The 18,565-nt window shown below is 68.9% G+C and carries 17 protein-coding genes and 1 tRNA gene; 10 read left to right on the top strand and 8 right to left on the bottom strand.

The window, feature by feature from the left end:
- Positions 1 to 3: 3 nt before the first annotated feature.
- The 3 genes from KUG38_RS04375 to KUG38_RS04365 are packed head-to-tail and all read left to right on the top strand — an operon-like array spanning position 4 to position 3,016.
- The gene (locus KUG38_RS04375) at positions 4 to 1,299 is read left to right on the top strand and encodes a glycosyltransferase family 4 protein (protein WP_216919352.1); all 1,296 of its coding nucleotides are present in this window, start codon (positions 4 to 6) and stop codon (positions 1,297 to 1,299) included.
- Entirely contained in the window at positions 1,299 to 2,201 is a 903-nt protein-coding gene (locus KUG38_RS04370; RefSeq protein ID WP_216919350.1) for a hypothetical protein, read from the top strand. Before KUG38_RS04375 ends, KUG38_RS04370 begins: the two co-directional genes overlap by 1 nt.
- Positions 2,198 to 3,016 (top strand): glycosyltransferase, encoded by an 819-nt coding sequence (locus tag KUG38_RS04365; protein ID WP_216919348.1) that lies wholly within the window; start codon positions 2,198 to 2,200, stop codon positions 3,014 to 3,016. The genes KUG38_RS04370 and KUG38_RS04365 overlap by 4 nt, the downstream gene beginning before the upstream one ends.
- Here KUG38_RS04365 and galE read toward each other — a convergent pair.
- Complete coding sequence (galE, locus tag KUG38_RS04360) at positions 2,998 to 4,101, bottom strand: UDP-glucose 4-epimerase GalE (RefSeq protein WP_216919346.1); 1,104 nt, start codon at positions 4,099 to 4,101, stop codon at positions 2,998 to 3,000. The genes KUG38_RS04365 and galE overlap by 19 nt on opposite strands.
- Positions 4,102 to 4,159: 58 nt before the next feature.
- On the bottom strand, positions 4,160 to 5,548 hold the full coding sequence (locus tag KUG38_RS04355) for an exopolysaccharide biosynthesis polyprenyl glycosylphosphotransferase (protein WP_286195626.1): 1,389 nt from the start codon (positions 5,546 to 5,548) through the stop codon (positions 4,160 to 4,162).
- 138 nt (positions 5,549 to 5,686) lie between these two features.
- On the opposite strand from KUG38_RS04355, the gene KUG38_RS04350 reads away from it, so the two are divergent.
- Positions 5,687 to 5,758: transfer RNA gene (locus KUG38_RS04350), tRNA-Gly, on the top strand.
- On the opposite strand, the gene KUG38_RS04345 is transcribed toward KUG38_RS04350, so the two are convergent.
- Positions 5,750 to 6,214 (bottom strand): GNAT family N-acetyltransferase, encoded by a 465-nt coding sequence (locus tag KUG38_RS04345; RefSeq protein WP_216919342.1) that lies wholly within the window; start codon positions 6,212 to 6,214, stop codon positions 5,750 to 5,752. The two genes, KUG38_RS04350 and KUG38_RS04345, sit on opposite strands and share 9 nt — an antisense overlap.
- Before the next feature lie 163 nt (positions 6,215 to 6,377).
- Between KUG38_RS04345 and secA the strand changes: the two genes are divergently transcribed.
- Positions 6,378 to 9,212: a preprotein translocase subunit SecA gene (gene secA / locus KUG38_RS04340; protein ID WP_216919340.1), complete on the top strand. Its 2,835-nt coding sequence runs from the start codon at positions 6,378 to 6,380 to the stop codon at positions 9,210 to 9,212.
- On the opposite strand, the gene cysE is transcribed toward secA, so the two are convergent.
- Complete coding sequence (gene cysE, locus KUG38_RS04335) at positions 9,202 to 9,966, bottom strand: serine O-acetyltransferase (protein ID WP_216919338.1); 765 nt, start codon at positions 9,964 to 9,966, stop codon at positions 9,202 to 9,204. The two genes, secA and cysE, sit on opposite strands and share 11 nt — an antisense overlap.
- A gap of 12 nt (positions 9,967 to 9,978) precedes the next feature.
- Positions 9,979 to 10,968 carry a GntR family transcriptional regulator gene (locus KUG38_RS04330; RefSeq protein WP_015109798.1) on the bottom strand — a complete coding sequence of 330 codons (990 nt, stop codon included), beginning with the start codon at positions 10,966 to 10,968 and terminating at the stop codon, positions 9,979 to 9,981.
- A 102-nt stretch (positions 10,969 to 11,070) separates the two neighbouring features.
- On the opposite strand from KUG38_RS04330, the gene KUG38_RS04325 reads away from it, so the two are divergent.
- A complete protein-coding gene (locus tag KUG38_RS04325; RefSeq protein ID WP_286195624.1) occupies positions 11,071 to 11,880 on the top strand; it encodes a dienelactone hydrolase family protein in 810 nt (269 codons plus the stop codon).
- 45 nt (positions 11,881 to 11,925) lie between these two features.
- Here the strand turns inward: KUG38_RS04325 and infC are convergent, their stop codons facing one another.
- Both infC and miaA read right to left on the bottom strand, forming a co-directional pair.
- A complete protein-coding gene (infC, locus tag KUG38_RS04320; protein ID WP_094584272.1) occupies positions 11,926 to 12,507 on the bottom strand; it encodes a translation initiation factor IF-3 in 582 nt (193 codons plus the stop codon).
- A gap of 20 nt (positions 12,508 to 12,527) precedes the next feature.
- Entirely contained in the window at positions 12,528 to 13,463 is a 936-nt protein-coding gene (gene miaA, locus KUG38_RS04315; protein WP_216919334.1) for a tRNA (adenosine(37)-N6)-dimethylallyltransferase MiaA, read from the bottom strand.
- Between the two features lie 238 nt (positions 13,464 to 13,701).
- Between miaA and gyrB the strand changes: the two genes are divergently transcribed.
- Both gyrB and KUG38_RS04305 read left to right on the top strand, forming a co-directional pair.
- A complete protein-coding gene (gene gyrB, locus KUG38_RS04310; RefSeq protein ID WP_216919332.1) occupies positions 13,702 to 15,660 on the top strand; it encodes a DNA topoisomerase (ATP-hydrolyzing) subunit B in 1,959 nt (652 codons plus the stop codon).
- A 17-nt stretch (positions 15,661 to 15,677) separates the two neighbouring features.
- Entirely contained in the window at positions 15,678 to 15,995 is a 318-nt protein-coding gene (locus KUG38_RS04305; protein ID WP_216919330.1) for an SH3 domain-containing protein, read from the top strand.
- A gap of 1 nt (position 15,996) precedes the next feature.
- On the opposite strand, the gene KUG38_RS04300 is transcribed toward KUG38_RS04305, so the two are convergent.
- Positions 15,997 to 16,476 (bottom strand): glutathione peroxidase, encoded by a 480-nt coding sequence (locus tag KUG38_RS04300; RefSeq protein WP_094584275.1) that lies wholly within the window; start codon positions 16,474 to 16,476, stop codon positions 15,997 to 15,999.
- An 80-nt stretch (positions 16,477 to 16,556) separates the two neighbouring features.
- Here KUG38_RS04300 and mgtE point away from each other — a divergent pair, with 80 nt between their 5' ends.
- Positions 16,557 to 17,933, top strand: coding sequence for a magnesium transporter (gene mgtE, locus KUG38_RS04295; protein WP_216919328.1), 1,377 nt, complete (start codon positions 16,557 to 16,559; stop codon positions 17,931 to 17,933).
- A gap of 260 nt (positions 17,934 to 18,193) precedes the next feature.
- A partial coding sequence (locus KUG38_RS04290; RefSeq protein ID WP_286195672.1) for a sigma-70 factor domain-containing protein occupies positions 18,194 to 18,565 on the top strand: 372 nt, incomplete at its 3' end.

Here is an 18,565-nt window from a genome sequence, read left to right as displayed (position 1 = left end):
CCCATGAAGATCCTCCATACGGTCGAGTCCTATCTGCCGGCCCGCCATGGCATGTCGGAGGTGGTGCGGCAGATCTCCGAGCGGCTGGTGGCCCGGGGCCACGACGTCACCGTTGCCACCCGCTCGGACCCGGCCCGCACCGGCGACAGCATCGAGGGGGTGAAGGTCAGGGGCTTCGATGTCCAGGGGAAGAGTGCGGTGGGGGTCTGGGGGGATGTCTCCGGCTACCAGCGCTATCTGCTCGGCTCCGATGCCGATGTGATCGTCAATTTCGCGGCGCAGCAGTGGGCCACCGATCTGATGCTGCCGCTGCTGCCCCAGCTGAAGGCCCGCAAGGTGTTCGTTCCCACGGGCTTCTCCGCCCTGGGTGACCCCACCTTCGCCGCCTACTTCGCGGCCATGGGCGAATGGATGCGCAGCTATGACACCTGCGTCTTTCTTTCGGACTCCTACCGCGACATCGATTTCGCCCGCCGTGAGGGTGTCGATCGGATCGCCATCATTCCCAACGGAGCGGCGGCCGAGGAGTTCGTCCGTCCCCGGGATCCCGGCCTGCGGGCCCGGCTCGGCATCCCCGAAGACGATCTCCTGATCCTGCATGTCTCCGGCTACCTGTCGGTGGCCAAGGGGCAGGCCGAGGCCCTCGAGATCTTCTCCCGCTCCCAGCTGCGGCAGGCCACCCTGCTGCTGGTCAGCCCGGATTTCTCCCAGTCCCTGGCCCGCTCCCTGACGCCGCGCCAGCTGGCCCGTGGCCTCTACCACCTGCTGCGGGGCAAGGGGCTCCGGGCCCTCGCCTTCCCCACCCAGTTGCAGGTGATGAAGCGCCTCAACCGGCGTCGCAACGCGGCGGCCGGCCGCCAGGTCCTCGGCCATGCCCTCTCCCGCGAGGACACGGTGAGCGCCTTCCTTGAGGCCGACCTGCTGCTGTTCCCCTCCTGGATCGAGTGCTCCCCCCTGGTGCTGTTCGAAGCCGCCGCTTCCCACACGCCGTTCCTGGTCACGCCGGTGGGCAATGCGGCCGAGATCATCGCCTGGACAGGGGGAGGCGAGCTGCTGCCCGGCGAGCGCAGTGACGACCGGGAAGGCAGCGTGCGGGCCGATGTGGCCGCCGGAACCCAGCGGCTGGAGGCCCTGGTGGCCGATGCTCCCGGCCGCCGCCGGATGGCCGACTCCGCCCACCGGGCCTGGCAGGCCCACTTCACCTGGGAGCGGATCGCCGACCAGTACGAACGGCTGTACCGCTCGCTTCTGGATGGCGAGGCGATCCACGACCAGTTCCCGGCTCCCCCCCAGCTCTGATGCGCGTCCTCACCCTGATCTTCTCCAAGGATCGGCCGCTGCAGCTGCAGGCGACCCTGGCCTCCTTCGCCCTGCATTGCCGGGAGGCGGCGCAGACGCCGATCACGGTGCTCTACCGGGCCAGCTCCGAGGCGTTCTCCCGGGGGTACGCCCAGCTGCGGGAGGAGTTCCAGGGCCGGCTCCTGATCGACTGGGTGGAGGAGCGCTCCTTTCGCCACGATCTGCTGGCCTGCCTGCGGCAACCACCGGCCGCGTCCCGCTGGCGCCGGATCCTGGATCGGCTGCGGCTGCGCTCCTGGCGTCCGCGCTGTGAGCAGCTGCTGTTTCTCGTCGATGACAACATCTTCGTGCGGCCCTTTTCGCTGCGATCGATCGTGGAGGCCCTGGAGCAGCAGCCCTCCGTCATCGGCTTCTCCCTGCGCGTCGGCCGCAACACCACGCGCTGCTATTCGATGAACTGCGCCCAGCCGCTGCCGGATTTCCAGCCGGTGGCTTCGGGTCTGCGCTTTCGCTGGGTGGGCCAGACCGGCGACTTCGGCTACCCGGTCGAGGTGTCCAGTTCCGTCTACCGCCTCGCCGATCTGATCGGCCTGCTGCGGACGCTCCCCTACACCAACCCCAACCGCCTGGAGCAGGTGCTCTCCTCCTCCAGTTCCCTCTTCGCCCTGGGCAAGCCTGACCTGCTCTGCTTCGAGCAGTCGGTGGCCTTCTGCGCACCCATCAACAAGGTGCAGACGATCCTCGACAACCGGGCCGGCGCCTCCGATGACTACTCCAGCGAGGCCCTGCTCGAACGCTTCCTCGCGGGGCAGCGGGTGGATGTGGCGGCCCTGCGGGATTTCGTTCCCCGGGCCGCCCACGAGGAGATCGAGCTTCCCCTGCAGTCCGCTTCGGCGCTGTGACCGCGCCCATCGCGACCCTGCTCTGCATGAAGGGGGACACCCCGGCGGCCCTGGCCCTGCGGGCCATCCGCAGCACGGCCGCCAGCCTGGCCCCCGGCGATCTCCTCTACCTGCGGGTGGATGGGGGGACCCTCAGCGATCCTGCGCTGTTCCGTGCCGCCGCCGCCCCGGCCCGGCTGGTGCTCCGGGAAGTGGCCGAGGGACGGGGGCTGGCCCACGGCCTCAACCAGCTGGTGGAGGAGGTGCTGCGCGATCCCGGCATTGCTCTGATCGCCCGGATGGATGCCGACGACGAATCCCTGCCCGGAAGGATGGAGCGCCAGCGCCGGTTCCTGGCGGAACATCGGGAGGTCGACATCCTTGGCACCGCCTGCCATGAGGTCGATGAGCACGGCGCCTATCTGCAGCTCAAGCGCATGCCCCTCAGCCATCGGGCGATTGTGGCCACCCTGCCCCGCAGCAATCCCCTCAACCACCCCACGGTGATGCTGCGGCGCCGAGTCTTTGAATCCGGCCTCCGGTACCGGGAGGATGTGAAACGCACCGAGGACTATCACCTCTGGATCTCGGCGGCGGGAGCGGGTTTCGTGTTCGCCAACCTGGCGGAACCGCTGCTGAACTTCCAGCGGGATTCCGGATTCTTCGGGCGCCGTGGTGGCTGGCGGCAGGCCTGGGCCGACCTGCATGTGCGGATCCGGGCGATGCGGGAGCTGCGGTTGTTTTCAGCGGCCAACCTGCTGTGGGCCGTGGCGGCCTTCGGGCTGCGCCTCCTCCCGGCGGCCCTGCAGACATGGCTCTACCTCCGGCTGCGGTAACCGTGCCGGTTCTGCTGTCGCCAGGCCCAGCCATCCCGGCAGATGTCTTCCAGATTGCGGGTGGTGGACCAGCCGAGCAGCTGCTGCGCCGCGGTTGAATCGGCCACACTCTCCGCCACATCGCCTGGCCTGCGGGGCGCGAATTCGTAGGCCACCGGAGCGCCGTTGATCCGCTCGAAGGCCTCGATCATTTCGAGCACGGAGTGTCCCTGGCCGCTGCCGAGATTCAGGGTGAGGATCTGTTCGTCGGTCGTCAGGAGCAGATCCAGGGCCTGCCTGTGGCCCTCGGCCAGATCCATCACATGGATGAAGTCACGGATGCCGGTGCCATCGGGTGTGGGCCAGTCGGAGCCGAAGATCTGCACGTGGGAGCGGAGTCCCATGGCCACCTGGGTGATCAGGGGGAACAGGTTGGAGGGCACCCCGTTGGGGTCTTCGCCGATGCGTCCGCTGGGGTGCGCTCCCACGGGGTTGAAGTAGCGCAACCTGGCCATCCGCCACCCCGGTTCGCTGGCGGCCGTGTCGGCCAGCATCCGCTCCACCGCCGCCTTGGTCTGTCCGTAGGGATTCGCCGGCTGGACGCAGGCGCTCTCAGGAATCGGCAGCTCCTGCGGGCAGCCGTAGAGCGCGGCGGTGCTGCTGAAGACAATCGTCCGGCAGCCATGGCGCCGCATCGCCTCGAGCAGGCAACGGGTGCCTTCGACGTTCACGTGCCAGTAGCTCAGCGGCTCCTGGATCGAGTCACCCACGGCCTTGAGGCCGGCGAAATGCAGGACGGCCGCCACGTCCCCGCCGCCGCTGGCGCGAAACGCCCCATCGAGGGCCTCCGGGCTTCGGATGTCACCGTTGATGAAGCGCAGCCGGCGATCACCCGTGGCGGTCTCCCAGGCCTGATGCACGCCGTCCTGATCAACAGCCTGCCGGCAGGGGCTCAGCTGGCAGAGTTCGGCCACCCGGTGGAGTGCTTCGACGCTGCTGTTGTGCAGGTTGTCGATGACAACCACATCATGACCGGCACCGATCATCACCAGACAGGTGTGACTGCCAATAAAGCCAGCCCCTCCAGTGATCAGTACAGCCGCCAAAGACCATGACCAGGGATTAGAGATCTTACGCGGTTACGGGCCGCCGATCCCCTGAGACTCAAGGAAGGGCCTTGAACCGGGCCATGGAGGCCCGGGAGTGCACATCCGGCTGGGCGCCCCTGGCTCTGGCGAGCAGGCGAATCGTCTTGATCAGGATCAGTGTGTCGAGCATCAGACTGGCATTGCGCAGGTAATAGAGGTCGTAGCTGAGTTTCATCCGGCTGTCCTCGATGCTGGCGCCATAGGGATAGCAAACCTGCGCCCATCCGCTGAGACCGGGACGCACCCAGTGGCGCACGCGATAGTGCTGGATCTGTTGCTCCAGCGTGTCTTCGATCTCGGGCCGCTCCGGCCTCGGGCCGATCAGGCTCATTTCACCCTTCAGCACGGCAATCAGCTGGGGAAGTTCATCGATGCGCAGCCGTCTCAGCAGCTTTCCCACCCGCGTGACGCGGGGGTCGTCGCGGCAGGCCCAGCGGGCACCCCGTGCCTCCGCTTCCTCGCACATGGTCCTCAGCTTCCAGACTTCGATGGCCTCCCCGTAGAGACCTGTCCTGACCTGGCGGTAGAGGATCCCTCCGCCACCCTCGAGACGGATCGCCAGGGCGGAGACCAGCAGCACCGGCGCCGTGATGATCAGCAGCAGGCTGGCGACGATCAGGTCCCCCATGCGTTTGAGCCGCCATCCCCAGCGGTTGGGCTGCAGTTCAAAGCCGTCGGCCTGCAGCAGCCAGCGGCTCGAGAACAGCTCCGGCGGGACCCGCTGGAGGTGGTGTTCGGCCCAGATGACGAGGCTGCAGACACTGGCGCCCCGTTCGCGCCGCGCCAGCAGTTTCTGCAGCAGGACGTCACTCAGCTCGGCCGCCTCGCTCACGGCGATGCCGTCGACCGTCAGCAGGATGGTCTCGAACGCCGGCTCGAGGGCACGGCAGTCGTAGTAGTGGAGATCCAGCTGGGTGTGGCCGCCGTCCCGTTCGAGCTCGCGCCGCACCACCGTCAGTTCCTCCGTCTCCCCCACCAGCAGCCAGGCCTGGCGGCGGCTCAGCAGCCGGGTGACGACCAGCTGCGCCGTTCCTGAGGCCAGCGTCACCGCCGCCAGCAGGGGGAGGATGAAGTTCCGGAACGTCCGCGGATCATCCACCTTCAGGCCCCAGTTGAGACCCACGACGACGACGGCGAGCACGAGCAGGGCGACCACGGCGGTCGCGCCCAGCCGTCGCCGCTGGGAATCCCGCTGGCCCTGGTCAGGCTTGGAGTAGCGCCCCAGCAGGTAGGAGGTTCCCACCCAGAGCAGGGTCAGGCCCACGATCGAGCCCGTGATGCCGGCCCAGCGGTCGAACCGCTGCAGAAAAAGGCTGTTGTAGGTCCCCAGCAGCAGCAGGGTGTCGAACAGGGCCAGCCCCAGCAGCAGCCGTCGCTGTCTCAGCCAGGGAGTCCGCCACCACATGCCTTGCCGCCACCGCCACCGCCCGACTTTATGGGCGCTGCCGCCGTTCTCCCCCGACCGCCGGCTCCGGTCCCGGCGTCCCCATTTGACCGAGGGGCCCCCCATGGGGCATGCTTCGAGCCGGCCAAGGGCCGAACTGCGGATGTAGCTCAGTGGTAGAGCATCTCCTTGCCAAGGAGAGGGTCGAGAGTTCGAATCTCTTCATCCGCTTGTCTGTCTCAGCATCAGCCGCTGGCTGTCTACCCGGCTGAAGCCCAGCTTCTCGTAGAAGCCTTCCCCTGTGGTGGTCATCAGGTAGACCCGCTCGACCGCCGCCACCTCCGGGCTGGACAGCAGCGTCTCGACGATCCGCCGGCCGACCCCCCGGCCCTGCTGGTCCTCGGCCACCACCACGTCCCAGAGCACGGCGCGGAACACCCCGTCACTGGTGGCACGGCCGAAGCCCACCAGGGTGCCCGCCTGCCAGGCGCTCACCACCACCTGGCTGCCGCTGAGCATCCGCCCCAGCTGGGCGGGCCGGCGGCCGGTGGCCCAGAAGCTGTGGCCATCGAGCAGGGCGCCGAGGGCCGCCAGTCGCCAGCGCAGGCGCAGCCGCAGCCGGCCGTGACGGACCAGCCGGATCGGGGCGAGGGAGGGGGCCTCGGGCCTGGGGGGGGCGCTGCTCAACGGACCGGGGTGGGGCGCATCAGCTGCGAATCCTGCTCGGTGGGCTCCCCAGGTGCGGATCCCCGGCGAAGGAGACGCCGAGAACCCTTGCAGCAGCACGATTCTTCGCTCTCGGCCACGGTTTTGCGATGGTAGGGTAAGAAAATACGGACAGGCCAACTCCATGCTCAAGCTGCTGCTGGGTGATCCCAATGCCCGCAAGCTGAAGCGTTACCAGCCGTTGGTGTCCGACATCAATCTGCTGGAGGAGGAGATCGAGCCCCTCAGCGACGAGGAGCTGAGGGGCCTGACGGCCGAGTTCCGCCAGAAGCTGGAGAAGCCCGAGACGGCGGCCCGCCGCAAGGCCCTGCTCGATGAGCTGCTGCCCCAGGCCTTCGCGGTGGTGCGGGAGGCCGGCAAGCGGGTGCTGGGCATGCGCCACTTCGATGTGCAGCTGATCGGCGGCATGGTGCTCCACAACGCCCAGATCGCCGAGATGAAGACCGGCGAGGGCAAGACCCTGGTGGCCACCCTGCCGGCTTACCTCAACGCCCTCACCGGCCGCGGGGTGCACGTGGTCACGGTGAACGACTACCTGGCGCGCCGCGACGCCGAGTGGATGGGCCAGATCCACCGCTTCCTGGGGCTCAGTGTCGGCCTGATCCAGCAGGACATGAGCCCGCCGGAGCGGCGCCGCAACTACGCCTGCGACATCACCTACGCCACCAACTCCGAGCTGGGCTTCGACTACCTGCGCGACAACATGGCGAGCGACATCGCCGAGGTCGTGCAGCGCGAGTTTCAGTACTGCATCATCGACGAGGTGGATTCGATCCTCGTCGATGAGGCCCGCACCCCCCTGATCATCTCCGGCCAGATCGAGCGGCCCCAGGAGAAGTACATGCAGGCGGCCCGGATCGCCGCGGAGCTGGAGCGCGCCGCCGAGATGGGCAAGGACGGCATCGATCCCGAGGGCGACTACGAGGTCGATGAGAAGCAGCGCAACGTCACCCTCACCGACGAGGGCTACCAGAAGGCCGAACAGCTGCTCGGCGTCCAGGACCTCTTCAACCCCCAGGACCCCTGGGCCCACTTCATCAACAACGCCCTCAAGGCCAAGGAGCTGTTCGTCAAGGACGTCAACTACATCGTGCGCGACTCCGACGCGGTGATCGTCGACGAGTTCACCGGCCGGGTGATGCCCGGGCGCCGCTGGAGCGACGGCCTGCACCAGGCGATCGAGGCGAAGGAGTCCCTGCCGATCCAGCCCGAGACCCAGACCCTCGCCAGCATCACCTACCAGAACTTCTTCCTCCTCTACCCCCGTCTCGCCGGCATGACCGGCACCGCCAAGACCGAGGAAGTGGAGTTCGAGAAGACCTACAAGCTGGAAGTGGCCGTGGTGCCCACCAACCGGGTCCGCTCCCGTTCCGACTGGCCCGATCAGGTCTACAAGACCGAAACGGCCAAATGGCAGGCCGTGGCCGCCGAGACCGCCCAGGTGCACAAGAGCGGCCGTCCGGTGCTGGTGGGCACCACCAGCGTCGAGAAGTCGGAGCTGCTTTCCACGCTGCTGCAGGAGCAGGCGATCCCCCACAACCTGCTCAATGCCAAGCCGGAAAACGTGGAGCGGGAGGCCGAGATCGTGGCCCAGGCGGGCCGGGCCGGCGCCGTCACCATCGCCACCAACATGGCCGGCCGGGGCACCGACATCATCCTGGGGGGCAACAGCGACTACATGGCCCGCCTCAAGCTGAGGGAGGTGCTGCTGCCCCGGCTGGTGCGCCCCGAGGAGGGCCACCGTCCCCCGGTGCCCCTGCAGCGCTCCACCGAGGCGCCGGCCGGTTTCGGCGGCGCCGTGGCCCCCAGCTCCAGGCCGGCCAGTGAGGCCCGGGCCATCGGTAACCTCTATCCCTGCAGCCTCTCCGAAGACACGGAGAAGGCCCTCTCCGGTTTCTCCCGCGAGCTGGTGGCGGCCTGGGGCGACCGCGCCCTGACCGTGCTCGAGCTTGAGGATCGCATCGCCCAGGCGGCCGAGAAGGCCCCCACGGACGATCCCCAGATCCAGCGGCTGCGGGAACTGATCGCCCAGGTGCGGGCCGAGTACGACGTGGTGGTCAAGCAGGAGGAGGCCCAGGTCCGCAGCGCCGGAGGCCTGCACGTGATCGGCACCGAGCGCCACGAGTCGCGCCGGGTCGACAACCAGCTGCGCGGCCGGGCCGGTCGCCAGGGCGACCCCGGCAGCACCCGCTTCTTCCTGTCCCTGGAGGACAACCTGCTGCGCATCTTCGGCGGCGACCGGGTGGCGGGCCTGATGAACGCCTTCCGGGTGGAGGAGGACATGCCGATCGAATCGGGCATGCTGACCCGCTCCCTGGAGGGGGCCCAGAAGAAGGTGGAGACGTACTACTACGACATGCGCAAGCAGGTGTTCGAGTACGACGAGGTGATGAACAACCAGCGCAAGGCGGTGTACACCGAGCGGCGCCGGGTGCTGGAGGGAAGGGAGCTCAAGCAGCAGGTGATCGGCTACGGCGAGCGCACCATCGACGACATCGTCGAGGCCTACGTGAACCCGGATCTGCCGCCCGAGGAGTGGGATCTCACCCGCCTGGTGGAGAAGGTCAAGGAGTTCATCTACCTGCTGGCGGATCTGTCCCCCGACCAGGTCAGCGGCCTGTCGATGGAGGAGCTCAAGGCCTTCCTGCAGGAGCAGATGCGCAATGCCTACGACATCAAGGAGGGTCAGATCGAGCAGATGCGGCCGGGCCTGATGCGGGAGGCGGAGCGCTTCTTCATCCTGCAGCAGATCGACACCCTCTGGCGCGAGCACCTGCAGGCCATGGAGGCCCTGCGGGAATCGGTGGGCCTGCGGGGCTACGGCCAGAAGGATCCCCTGATCGAATACAAGAACGAGGGCTACGACATGTTCCTGGAGATGATGACCCAGATGCGGCGCAACGTGATCTATTCGATGTTCATGTTCCAGCCCCAGGTGCCCCAGGCCGTCACGGCCTGAGGGACGATTCCTCGCCGTTCGCGGTTTCCCCGAGGAACTCCAGGATCTCCCGGTCGCGCAGGTTCTGGGCCGTGCCGCCGCAGGGCTCGTTCAGGGGCCGGCCGGCGGCCACCTCCTGCAGGCAGGCCTGCAGCCGGTTGACGTCGTTCTCCAGGCTGTCGATTCGCTCCATCAGGTTGCGGATCACGGAGGCCTCCGCATCCGGTAGGGCTGAGTGGGCCAGGGGATCGATGCGGGCCCCGGCCTGGTGGATCACCCGGCCGGGGATGCCCACCACGGTGCTGTCGGCCCCCACGTTGCGCAGCAGCACCGAGCCGGCGCCGATGCGGGTGTTGGTGCCCACGGTGATCGCCCCCAGCACCTTGGCGCCCGCCCCCACCACCACGTTGTCCATCAGGGTGGGGTGGCGCTTGCCGTGCTCCTTGCCCGTGCCCCCGAGGGTCACGCCCTGGTACAGGAGGCAGTTGTCGCCGATGACGCTGGTCTCGCCGATGACCACGCCCATGCCGTGGTCGATGAACACACCCCGGCCGATCCGGGCCCCCGGGTGGATCTCCACGCCGGTGAACAGCCGGCCCAGCTGGCTCAGCAGCCGGGGGATCAGGGGCAGCCCCATCCGCCAGAGGCGGTGGCTGACGCGGTGCAGCTCCAGGGCGTGGAAGCCCGGGTAGCAAAGGAGGATCTCCAGGGTGCCCCGGGCGGCCGGATCCCTCTGCCGGATGATGGCCAGGTCGGCCCGGAGTGCTTCGAGCATGGATTCCAGCCGTCAGGCCGCCAGGAGGCCGATCTCCTTGCGCAGTTGGTCAATGGTGGCGCTGCCGAGGTAGCTCTGCGCGCAGTGCACCATGGGCAGGCGCATCAGCTGGGCCCGGTTCTGGCGCAGGGTCTGCTCCACCAGGGGCAGGCTGGGCTTGTCGCAGATCACGTGGCTGGAGGCCCGCAGCAGGGCCAGCAGGCGGCTGCTGGTGTCGGGATTGGCCGTCATCACCAGAAGTTCGTTGCCCCGCATGCTGTGCAGGATCACCTCGGCGGCCCGCAGGATTCCGGGGCTGATGCTCACCAGGCCCACGCAGCTGCCGGGGCGCAGCTCCTTGAGCATGCCCAGCTCGTGGCCGAAGTCGTTGAGGTCGACCGGCACGGCCCGCACCCCGTGCACCTTGGCGATCTGCTCCACCTCCTGCAGGAAGTAGCGGCTGGTGACCACCGTGCCCTTGCTGGAGGTCTCCAGCACCGACTCCAGCTCCTCGATCGGCACCACCTCGACGGGCACCTCCAGGCTGGGCTTGAGTTCTTCGGCGATCAGGATCGAGGCACCGATGTCTTCGCGGGAGGTGCTCACCAGCACCCGGGCGCCGCAGCGCAGCCGCCAGTCGATCTCGCGGGTGAGCAGCTCCCGGGCCTGCTGCAGGGTGCAGCCGGCGTTGAGCAGGCCGTCGACGCTCTGGCGCACCTCCCGGTCGATGTCCGGCAGGGCCTTGCTGCGCAGGCCCGGCGGCGGCTTGATCTCACGCGGGTTCTGCTGGTCGCGCACATAGATCCCGGAGCCGGCCATGGCCTCCACCACGCCGTCGGTCTCGAGCTGGCGGTAGACCTTGCTGATCGTGTTGCGGTGCAGGCCGGTCTGCATGGCCAGCTGGCGCGTACTCGGCAGCCGGTGCCCCGGTGGGTAGTGCCGGGCGGCGATGGCGAAGCAGATCTGGTTGTACAGCTGGGTCGACGCCGGGATGTCGCTCTCCTGCTGAATATGGAATCGCACGCCAGTGTGGCCGGGGGGTCTGGCCGCCACCCTACGGAGCTTTGGGGCCCGTGACAATTCCCTCGTTGGCATACGACCATGTGCCGGTTGCCCTGTGCCGGTTTGTCCCCCTCCGATTGCGTCGCCTCCTGGCAGTCGATCGACCCCCGCCGCCCGGACCAGGTGCCGCTGCGCTGCTGGTGGGCCCGGCCCGCCGACGGGCCGCCCCGTGCCGGTGTGCTGGTGCTGCCGGAGGTGTTCGGCCTCAACGGCTGGATCCGGGGCGTGACGGAGCGACTGGCGGCGGCGGGCTACGCGGCGCTGGCGGTGCCCCTGTTCGCCCGCACCGCCCCCGATCTGGAGCTGGACTACGGCCCCGATGCGCTGGCCCTCGGGCGCAGCCACAAGGAGCGCACCCGCACCGACCAGCTGCTCGCCGATGTGGGCCTGGCGGCCGCGTGGCTGCAGCAGCAGCTGCCCCCCGCGGCCGCTGCCGGAGGCCTGGGGTGCGTGGGCTTCTGCTTCGGCGGCCACGTCGCCCTGCTCGCGGCCAGCCTCCCGGCGGTGGTCGCCACGGTGGATTTCTACGGGGCCGGCGTGGCTGCGGGCCGCCCCGGGGGTGGCCCGCCCAGCCTCGAGCTGGTGCCGACGATCGGCGGCACCCTGCTGTGCATCTGCGGCCGGGAGGATCCCCTGATCCCGGCCGCCGACGTGGCGGCGATCGAAACGGCCCTGGGCGCGGCCAATGCCGCCCGCTGCGCGGCGACGCCGGCCGGTCGGCCCCACCGGCTGGTGCTGCTGGAGGGGGGCCACGGCTTCATGTGCGCGGCCCGAGCCGACCACCACCCCGCTGCGGCGGCGGCTGGCTGGTCGCTGCTGCTGGAGACGTTCGAGGGGCAGCTGGGGCCCGACAGGCAACGGGCGGGAGGCTGAAAACGTGCTCCGCCAGGAGACCGACGGGGGCTCAGCCCGAGCGCCTCAGCTGGCCGCAGTGGCTGGCGTCTTGCCGGCCGCCTGCTTGCGCGGGCTCAGGAACATGATCATGTTGCGGCCCTCGCGCTTGGGGGGCTGCTGGATCTCGGCGTTCTCCTCAAGGTCCTTGGCCATGCGGTAAAGCAGCTGCTCGGCCAGGGCCGTGTGCTGGATCTCCCGGCCCCGGAAGATCACCGTGCACTTCACCTTGTCGCCGGACTTGAGGAAGCGCACCGCCTGACCGATGCGCACCTGATAGTCGTGCGAATCGATCTTGTAGCGCATCTTCACCTCCTTGACTTCGGTCTGGTGCGATTTCTTCTTGGCCTCCTTGGCCTTTTTCTCCTGCTCGAACTTGTATTTGCCGTAATCCATGATCCGGCAGACCGGGGGATCGGCCTTCTCGCTCACCAGGACCAGATCCAGCTCCCGGTCGCGGGCGACATCGAGGGCCGCCTCTCGGGTGATGACTCCCAGTTGACTGCCGTCCGCATCCACCACACGAAGGTTGGGGTAGCTGATGCGGTCGTTGATGTTGGGCAGCTCCCGCACGGGAGCACGGCGATCAAAACGGGGACGGGGAGGCATTCACAGGGGCGGTTAGGCCTTCACCATAAACCGCCCGTGGCCGCCCCCAGGGCACGCTGAAGCACATCCGCCTCCGAAGCCGGGGCCGCGGCGGCGTCCGTCAGCCAGAGCGCACGGTGCTGGCGCCGGAACCAGGTGCGCTGGCGCTTGGCGTACTGCCGGGTGCGCCGCTCCGTCAGGGCGACGGCGGCGTCGGGCTCCAGTTCACCCCGCAGCAGCCGGGCGGCCTCGCCGTAGCCGATCGTTTCCAGCAGGGGGCAGTCGGCCCCGAAGCGCTCGATCAGCTGCGCCGTCTCCTCCACCAGGCCGCCGGCGAACAGGGCGGCGGTGCGGCGCTGGATGCGCTGGGGCAGGTCGGCCGGATCCAGGCCCAGCTCCAGCACCCGCCAGGGGGGAGGGGAGAGGCCCTGCTGGGCCGACAGGGGCCTGCCGGTGGCGTAGAGCACCTCCAGGGCCCGGCTGGTGCGGAACGCATCCGCCGCGGCGATGCGACCGGCCGCCACCGGATCCGCCTGGCGCAGCACCTGGTGGCAGAACGGCTGGCCCAGGGCGCTGAACTGGGCCCTCAGGGCCGGCTGGGGTGGCACCGCCGGCGGCCGCAGGCCGGCCAGCAGGGCCTTCAGGTACAGCCCGCTGCCCCCCACCAGCAGGGCCACGCCGCGGCGGCGATGCTCCGCTTCGATGGCGGCGGTGGCCAGGGCCGTGAACTCCTGCAGGGTGAGGGGCCGGTCGGGGTCGCTCAGATCCAGCAGCTCGTGCCGCACCCGGGCCCGCTGCTCAGCGCTGGGCTTGGCCGTGCCCACGTCCATGTGGCGGTACATCTGGCGCGAATCCACCGACAGCACGGCCAGGTCGAGGGCTTCGGCCAGCTCGATCGCCAGGGCGGTCTTGCCGCTGGCCGTCGGGCCCAGCAGGGCGATCACCAGGGGGAGATCGGCGCCGGGGAGGGACACCACGGGGGTCGGGAGCGGCGGCCGCAGGCCGGACGCGACAGGGGAATCGGGCCATCCTGCCGGAGGGGGACGCAGGCGGTGATTGCACCCCCGATCCAAATCGGTTCTCAGAGGCGCCTCTGGGGCTCTACGGGACGGCGGTGGTAGATTGACCTTTGCGAAGCGTCCTTTGGGAGCCGCTTCGCCCCACTGCCCCTGGGATTCGCCGCCCTTGTCAGCCCCCTGGGGAGACCTTTTCTGAATGAGCGACGCCATCAAAGTCGAAGCGGCCTACGGCGCCGAACAGATTCAGGTGCTGGAAGGCCTGGAGCCGGTGCGCAAACGGCCCGGCATGTACATCGGCACCACCGGGCCCCGGGGTCTCCACCATCTCGTCTATGAGGTCGTCGACAACTCGGTCGACGAAGCCCTGGCGGGCCACTGCGACGAGATCCTGGTCACCCTGCACGGGGATGGCTCCGCCAGCGTCACCGACAACGGCCGCGGCATCCCCACCGACATCCATCCCCGCACCGGCCGCAGCGCCCTCGAGACGGTGCTGACCGTGCTCCACGCCGGCGGCAAGTTCGGCAGCGGCGGTTACAAGGTCTCCGGCGGCCTGCACGGCGTCGGCATCTCGGTGGTCAACGCCCTCAGCGAGTGGGTGGAGGTGACCGTCCACCGCCAGGGCCAGGTCCACCGCCAGCGCTTCGAGCGGGGCCTGCCGATCGGCACCCTCGCCTCCGAGGACGCCCCCGACGCCCACACCGGCACGTCGGTGCGCTTCCGGCCCGACATCGAGATCTTCAGCGGCGGGATCGAGTTCGACTACCACACCCTCTCGGCCCGGCTGCGGGAGCTCGCCTATCTCAATGGCGGTGTCCGCATCGTCTTCCGCGACGAGCGCAGCGCCGCCGCCGGCGCCGATGGTGCGGCCCACGAGGAGATCTACCACTACGAAGGCGGCATCAGGGAGTACGTCGCCTACATGAATGCGGAGAAGGATCCGCTGCATCCCGAGATCATCTACGTCAACGCCACCAAGGACGGCGTCCAGGTGGAGGCGGCTCTGCAGTGGTGCGTCGATGCCTACTCCGACAGCATCCTGGGCTTCGCCAACAACATCCGCACCGTCGACGGCGGCACCCACATCGAGGGCCTCAAGACGGTGCTCACCCGCACCCTGAACACGTTCGCCAAGAAGCGGGGCAAGCGCAAGGACGCCGACACCAACCTGGCCGGGGAGAACATCCGTGAAGGTCTCACGGCCGTGTTGTCGGTCAAGGTGCCGGATCCGGAGTTCGAGGGCCAGACCAAGACCAAGCTGGGCAACACCGAGGTGCGCGGCATCGTCGACACCACGGTGGGTGAGGCGCTCGGCGAATACCTGGAATTCAACCCCCAGGTGATCGATCTGATTCTCGAGAAGGCGATCCAGGCTTTCAATGCCGCCGAGGCCGCCCGCCGGGCCCGGGAGCTGGTCAGGCGCAAGTCGGTGCTGGAGAGCTCCACCCTGCCCGGCAAGCTGGCCGACTGCAGCTCCCGCGATCCCAGCGAATCGGAGATCTACATCGTTGAGGGGGACTCGGCCGGTGGCTCCGCCAAGCAGGGCCGCGACCGCCGCTTCCAGGCGATCCTGCCGCTGCGCGGCAAGATCCTCAACATCGAGAAGACTGACGACGCCAAGATCTACAAGAACACCGAGATCCAGGCCCTGATCACGGCCCTTGGCCTGGGCATCAAGGGCGAGGACTTCGAGGAGAAGAATCTCCGCTATCACCGCATCGTCATCATGACGGACGCGGACGTGGACGGCGCCCACATCCGCACCCTGCTGCTCACCTTCTTCTACCGCTACCAGAAGGCACTGGTGGAAGGCGGCTACATCTACATCGCCTGCCCGCCCCTCTACAAGGTGGAGCGCGGCAAGAATCACAACTACTGCTACAACGAAAACGAGCTCAAGAAGGTGCTCGAAGGCTTCGGCGAGAAGGCCAACTACAACATCCAGCGCTTCAAGGGCCTCGGCGAAATGATGCCCAAGCAGCTCTGGGAAACCACCATGGACCCGGAGACCCGCATGATGAAGCGCGTCGAGATCGAGGATGCCCTCGAGGCCGACCGCATCTTCACGATCCTGATGGGCGACAAGGTCGCTCCGAGACGGGAGTTCATCGAGACCCACAGCGCCGAGCTGGATTTTGCCCAGCTCGACATCTGATGCGGTCGCGCCCTGTGATGCCAGTGCCGGCCTGGCGCTGGGCCGCCCTTCTGGGTTTCGCCCTGATGGCTCCCGCCGCCCTGCCCGCCGGCGGCGGCGAGCGGCGCCTGCCGGAGGTGCGGCGTCGGGAGCGCCAGGCCGAGCCCCTGATCAGCAGCGGCAGCCTCGGCCTCCACTGCGCCCCCCGCTGCCAGGCACCGGTGCTGGTGCGCCTTGAAACCGGCGCTCCGCTGCGGGTGCTGCGCGAATGGCTGGAGCCCGGCGGCCGCCGCTGGCTGCGGGTGGAGACCTCCACCGCCGACGGCCGGGCCAGCCGGGGCTGGCTGCCCGGCTGATTCAGGCCGCCAGTGCCTTCTCGATCGCGGCGGTCAGTTCGGCCCCGTCCGGTTCCACGGCGCTCTTGAAGCGGGCCACCACGGTGCCGTCCTTGCCGATCAGGAACTTCTCGAAGTTCCAGGCCACGTCGCCGGCGGGTTCGGCCTGGGTGAGGGTGTCGTAGGGGGCGGTCTTCGAGCCGGTGGCGTGCACCTTGTCGAACAGCTCGAAGCCGACGCCGTAGGTGGTGGAGCAGAACTGCTGGATCTCGTCGAGGGTCCCAGGCTCCTGGGCGCCGAAGTCGTTGCAGGGGAAGCCGAGCACGGCTAAGCCCTGGGGGCCGAAGCGGTCCTGGATGGCCTGCAGGCCGGCGTACTGGCGGGTGAAGCCGCAGCGGCTGGCCACGTTGACGATCAGCAGCACCTGGCCGGCCCACTCGCCGAGCCGGCGCTCCTGGCCGGCGGCGGTGCGCACCACCACGTCGCTCACGTTGACGGCCATGGGTTCCTGGGGAGGGGGAGAACGCCGCGGACCCTAGCGGCTCAGCCCATACACTCGTACCCACCGGCATCCGAGGAGCGATGGCTGAGGCCTCCGCCGTCGCCGAGGTGGTGGCCCGCCAGCTGGAGGGTCTGCTGCAGGCGGGCAACTACGACGGCGCCAAGCTGCTGCTGCAACCCGTGCAGCCGGTGGATTCCGCCGAGGCGATCGGCACCCTGCCGCGCACGCTGCAGGCCCTCGCCTTCCGGTTGCTGCCCAAGAACGAGGCCATCGAGGTCTACGAGTACCTCGACGGATCGGTGCAGCAGAGCCTGCTGGAGCGGTTGCGCTCCGGCGAGGTGCTGGAGCTGGTGGAGGAGATGTCCCCGGACGACCGGGTGCGGCTCTTCGATGAACTGCCGGCCAAGGTGGTCCGGCGGCTGCTGGCGGAGCTGAGCCCGGCGGAGCGGCGGGTCACCGCCCAGATGCTCGGCTACGAGGCCGAGACCGCCGGTCGCCTGATGACGACCGAGTTCATCGACCTCAAGGAATTCCACAGCGCCCAGCAGGCCCTCGACATCGTGCGTCGCCGGGCCCGGGACACGGAGACGATCTACAGCCTCTACGTGACCGATGCCTCCCGGCACCTCAGCGGCATGCTGTCCCTGCGGGATCTGGTGACGGCGGATCCGGAGGACCGGCTCGGGGACGTGATGACCCGGGAGGTGATGAGCGTCAGCACCGACACCGACCAGGAGGAGGTGGCCCGGGTGATCCAGCGCTACGACTTCCTGGCCGTGCCGGTGGTGGACCGGGAGCAGCGGCTGGTGGGCATCGTCACCGTTGACGACGTCATCGACGTCATCCAGCAGGAGGCCACCCGCGACCTCTATGCGGCCGGCGCCGTGCAGGCCGGCGACGAGGACGACTACTTCCGCAGCAACCTGTTCACCGTGGCCCGGCGCCGGGTGGTGTGGCTGCTGGTACTGCTGGTGGCGAACACCGGCACCTCGGCCGTGATCGCCTCCGAGCAGCACGTGCTGAAGGAGGTGGTGCTCCTGGCGGCCTTCATCCCGCTGCTGATCGGCACCGGCGGCAACGTGGGCGCCCAGAGCTCCACCGTGGTCATCCGGGGTCTCAGCACCCAGCGACTGCAGTCCCTGGGCCCCTGGCGCACCATCGGCCGGGAGCTGGTGGCCGGGGCCCTGCTGGGCGGGCTGCTGGCGGTGGTGGTGGTGCCCTGGGCCTGGACCATGGGTGGCAGCCCACTGGTGGCCGCCTCGGCCGGCATCAGCCTGGTGGCGATCACCACCCTGGCCGCCACCGCCGGAGCGGCCCTGCCCCTGCTGTTCGACCGCCTGGGGCTGGATCCGGCCCTGATGTCGGCCCCGTTCATCACCACGGCCACGGACGTGGCCGGCGTTTTCATCTACCTCAGGACCGCCCAGCTGCTGCTGCCTCGGCTCGGCACTGGCTGATCGGCACCGGCGGTTCAGCGCCGGCGCTGGGGCCTGCGACGGCCCTGGATCCCCTTCGGAACGGGCTTTTGCGGCACTCCCGTTTGTGAGAGGAGTTCACACTTCGTGATGTTACGCTTTACAGACAGTTATGGATCGGATCCATGGTCGTCGCCCTCGCCTTCGCCCAGCCCTCGACCTCCGACACGGTCCAGATCGCCGAGACGATCCAGGTCTCTGACACGGTTCAGGCCGTGGTCCGCGCCTCCTCCGGCCGCTCCATGCCGCCGGTGGACGGCGACCTGGTCCGTTCCTACCTGCGGGACATCGGCCGGGTGCCGTTGCTCAGCCATGAGCAGGAGATCACCCTGGGCCGCCAGGTGCAGGAGCTGATGGCCCTCGAGGAGATGCGCGAGGAGCTGAAGATGCGCTCCGGCGGCAGCGAGCCCAGCCAGCAGGAGCTGGCGGCGGCGGCGGGCCTGCGGCCGGAGGTGCTGCGCAAGCGCCTGCACGCCGGGCGCCGCGCCAAGGAGCGGATGGTGGCCGCCAACCTGCGTCTGGTGGTCAGCGTCGCCAAGAAGTACACCAAGCGGAACATGGAACTCCTGGACCTGATCCAGGAGGGCACCATCGGCCTGGTGCGGGGTGTCGAG

Origin of the sequence: Synechococcus sp. CCAP 1479/9 (assembly GCF_019038535.1) — a bacterium.
In the GTDB taxonomy this organism is placed as follows: Bacteria; Cyanobacteriota; Cyanobacteriia; order PCC-6307; family Cyanobiaceae; genus Cyanobium.
Note: the sequence above shows the minus strand (reverse complement) of the source record. Positions and strands in the feature narration are given on the sequence as shown.

Bases quoted from the DNA above. Each gene is read 5' to 3' on its own strand.
- mgtE (WP_216919328.1), top strand. From the start codon at position 16,557: ATGGCTGAGGCCTCCGCCGTCGCCGAGGTGGTGGCCCGCCAGCTGGAG.
- gyrB (WP_216919332.1), top strand. From the start codon at position 13,702: ATGAGCGACGCCATCAAAGTCGAAGCGGCCTACGGCGCCGAACAGATT.
- KUG38_RS04300 (WP_094584275.1), bottom strand. From the start codon at position 16,476: ATGGCCGTCAACGTGAGCGACGTGGTGGTGCGCACCGCCGCCGGCCAG.
- infC (WP_094584272.1), bottom strand. From the start codon at position 12,507: ATGCCTCCCCGTCCCCGTTTTGATCGCCGTGCTCCCGTGCGGGAGCTG.
- KUG38_RS04355 (WP_286195626.1), bottom strand. From the start codon at position 5,548: ATGTGGTGGCGGACTCCCTGGCTGAGACAGCGACGGCTGCTGCTGGGG.
- KUG38_RS04305 (WP_216919330.1), top strand. From the start codon at position 15,678: ATGCCAGTGCCGGCCTGGCGCTGGGCCGCCCTTCTGGGTTTCGCCCTG.
- secA (WP_216919340.1), top strand. From the start codon at position 6,378: ATGCTCAAGCTGCTGCTGGGTGATCCCAATGCCCGCAAGCTGAAGCGT.
- KUG38_RS04370 (WP_216919350.1), top strand. From the start codon at position 1,299: ATGCGCGTCCTCACCCTGATCTTCTCCAAGGATCGGCCGCTGCAGCTG.
- cysE (WP_216919338.1), bottom strand. From the start codon at position 9,966: ATGCTCGAAGCACTCCGGGCCGACCTGGCCATCATCCGGCAGAGGGAT.
- KUG38_RS04375 (WP_216919352.1), top strand. From the start codon at position 4: ATGAAGATCCTCCATACGGTCGAGTCCTATCTGCCGGCCCGCCATGGC.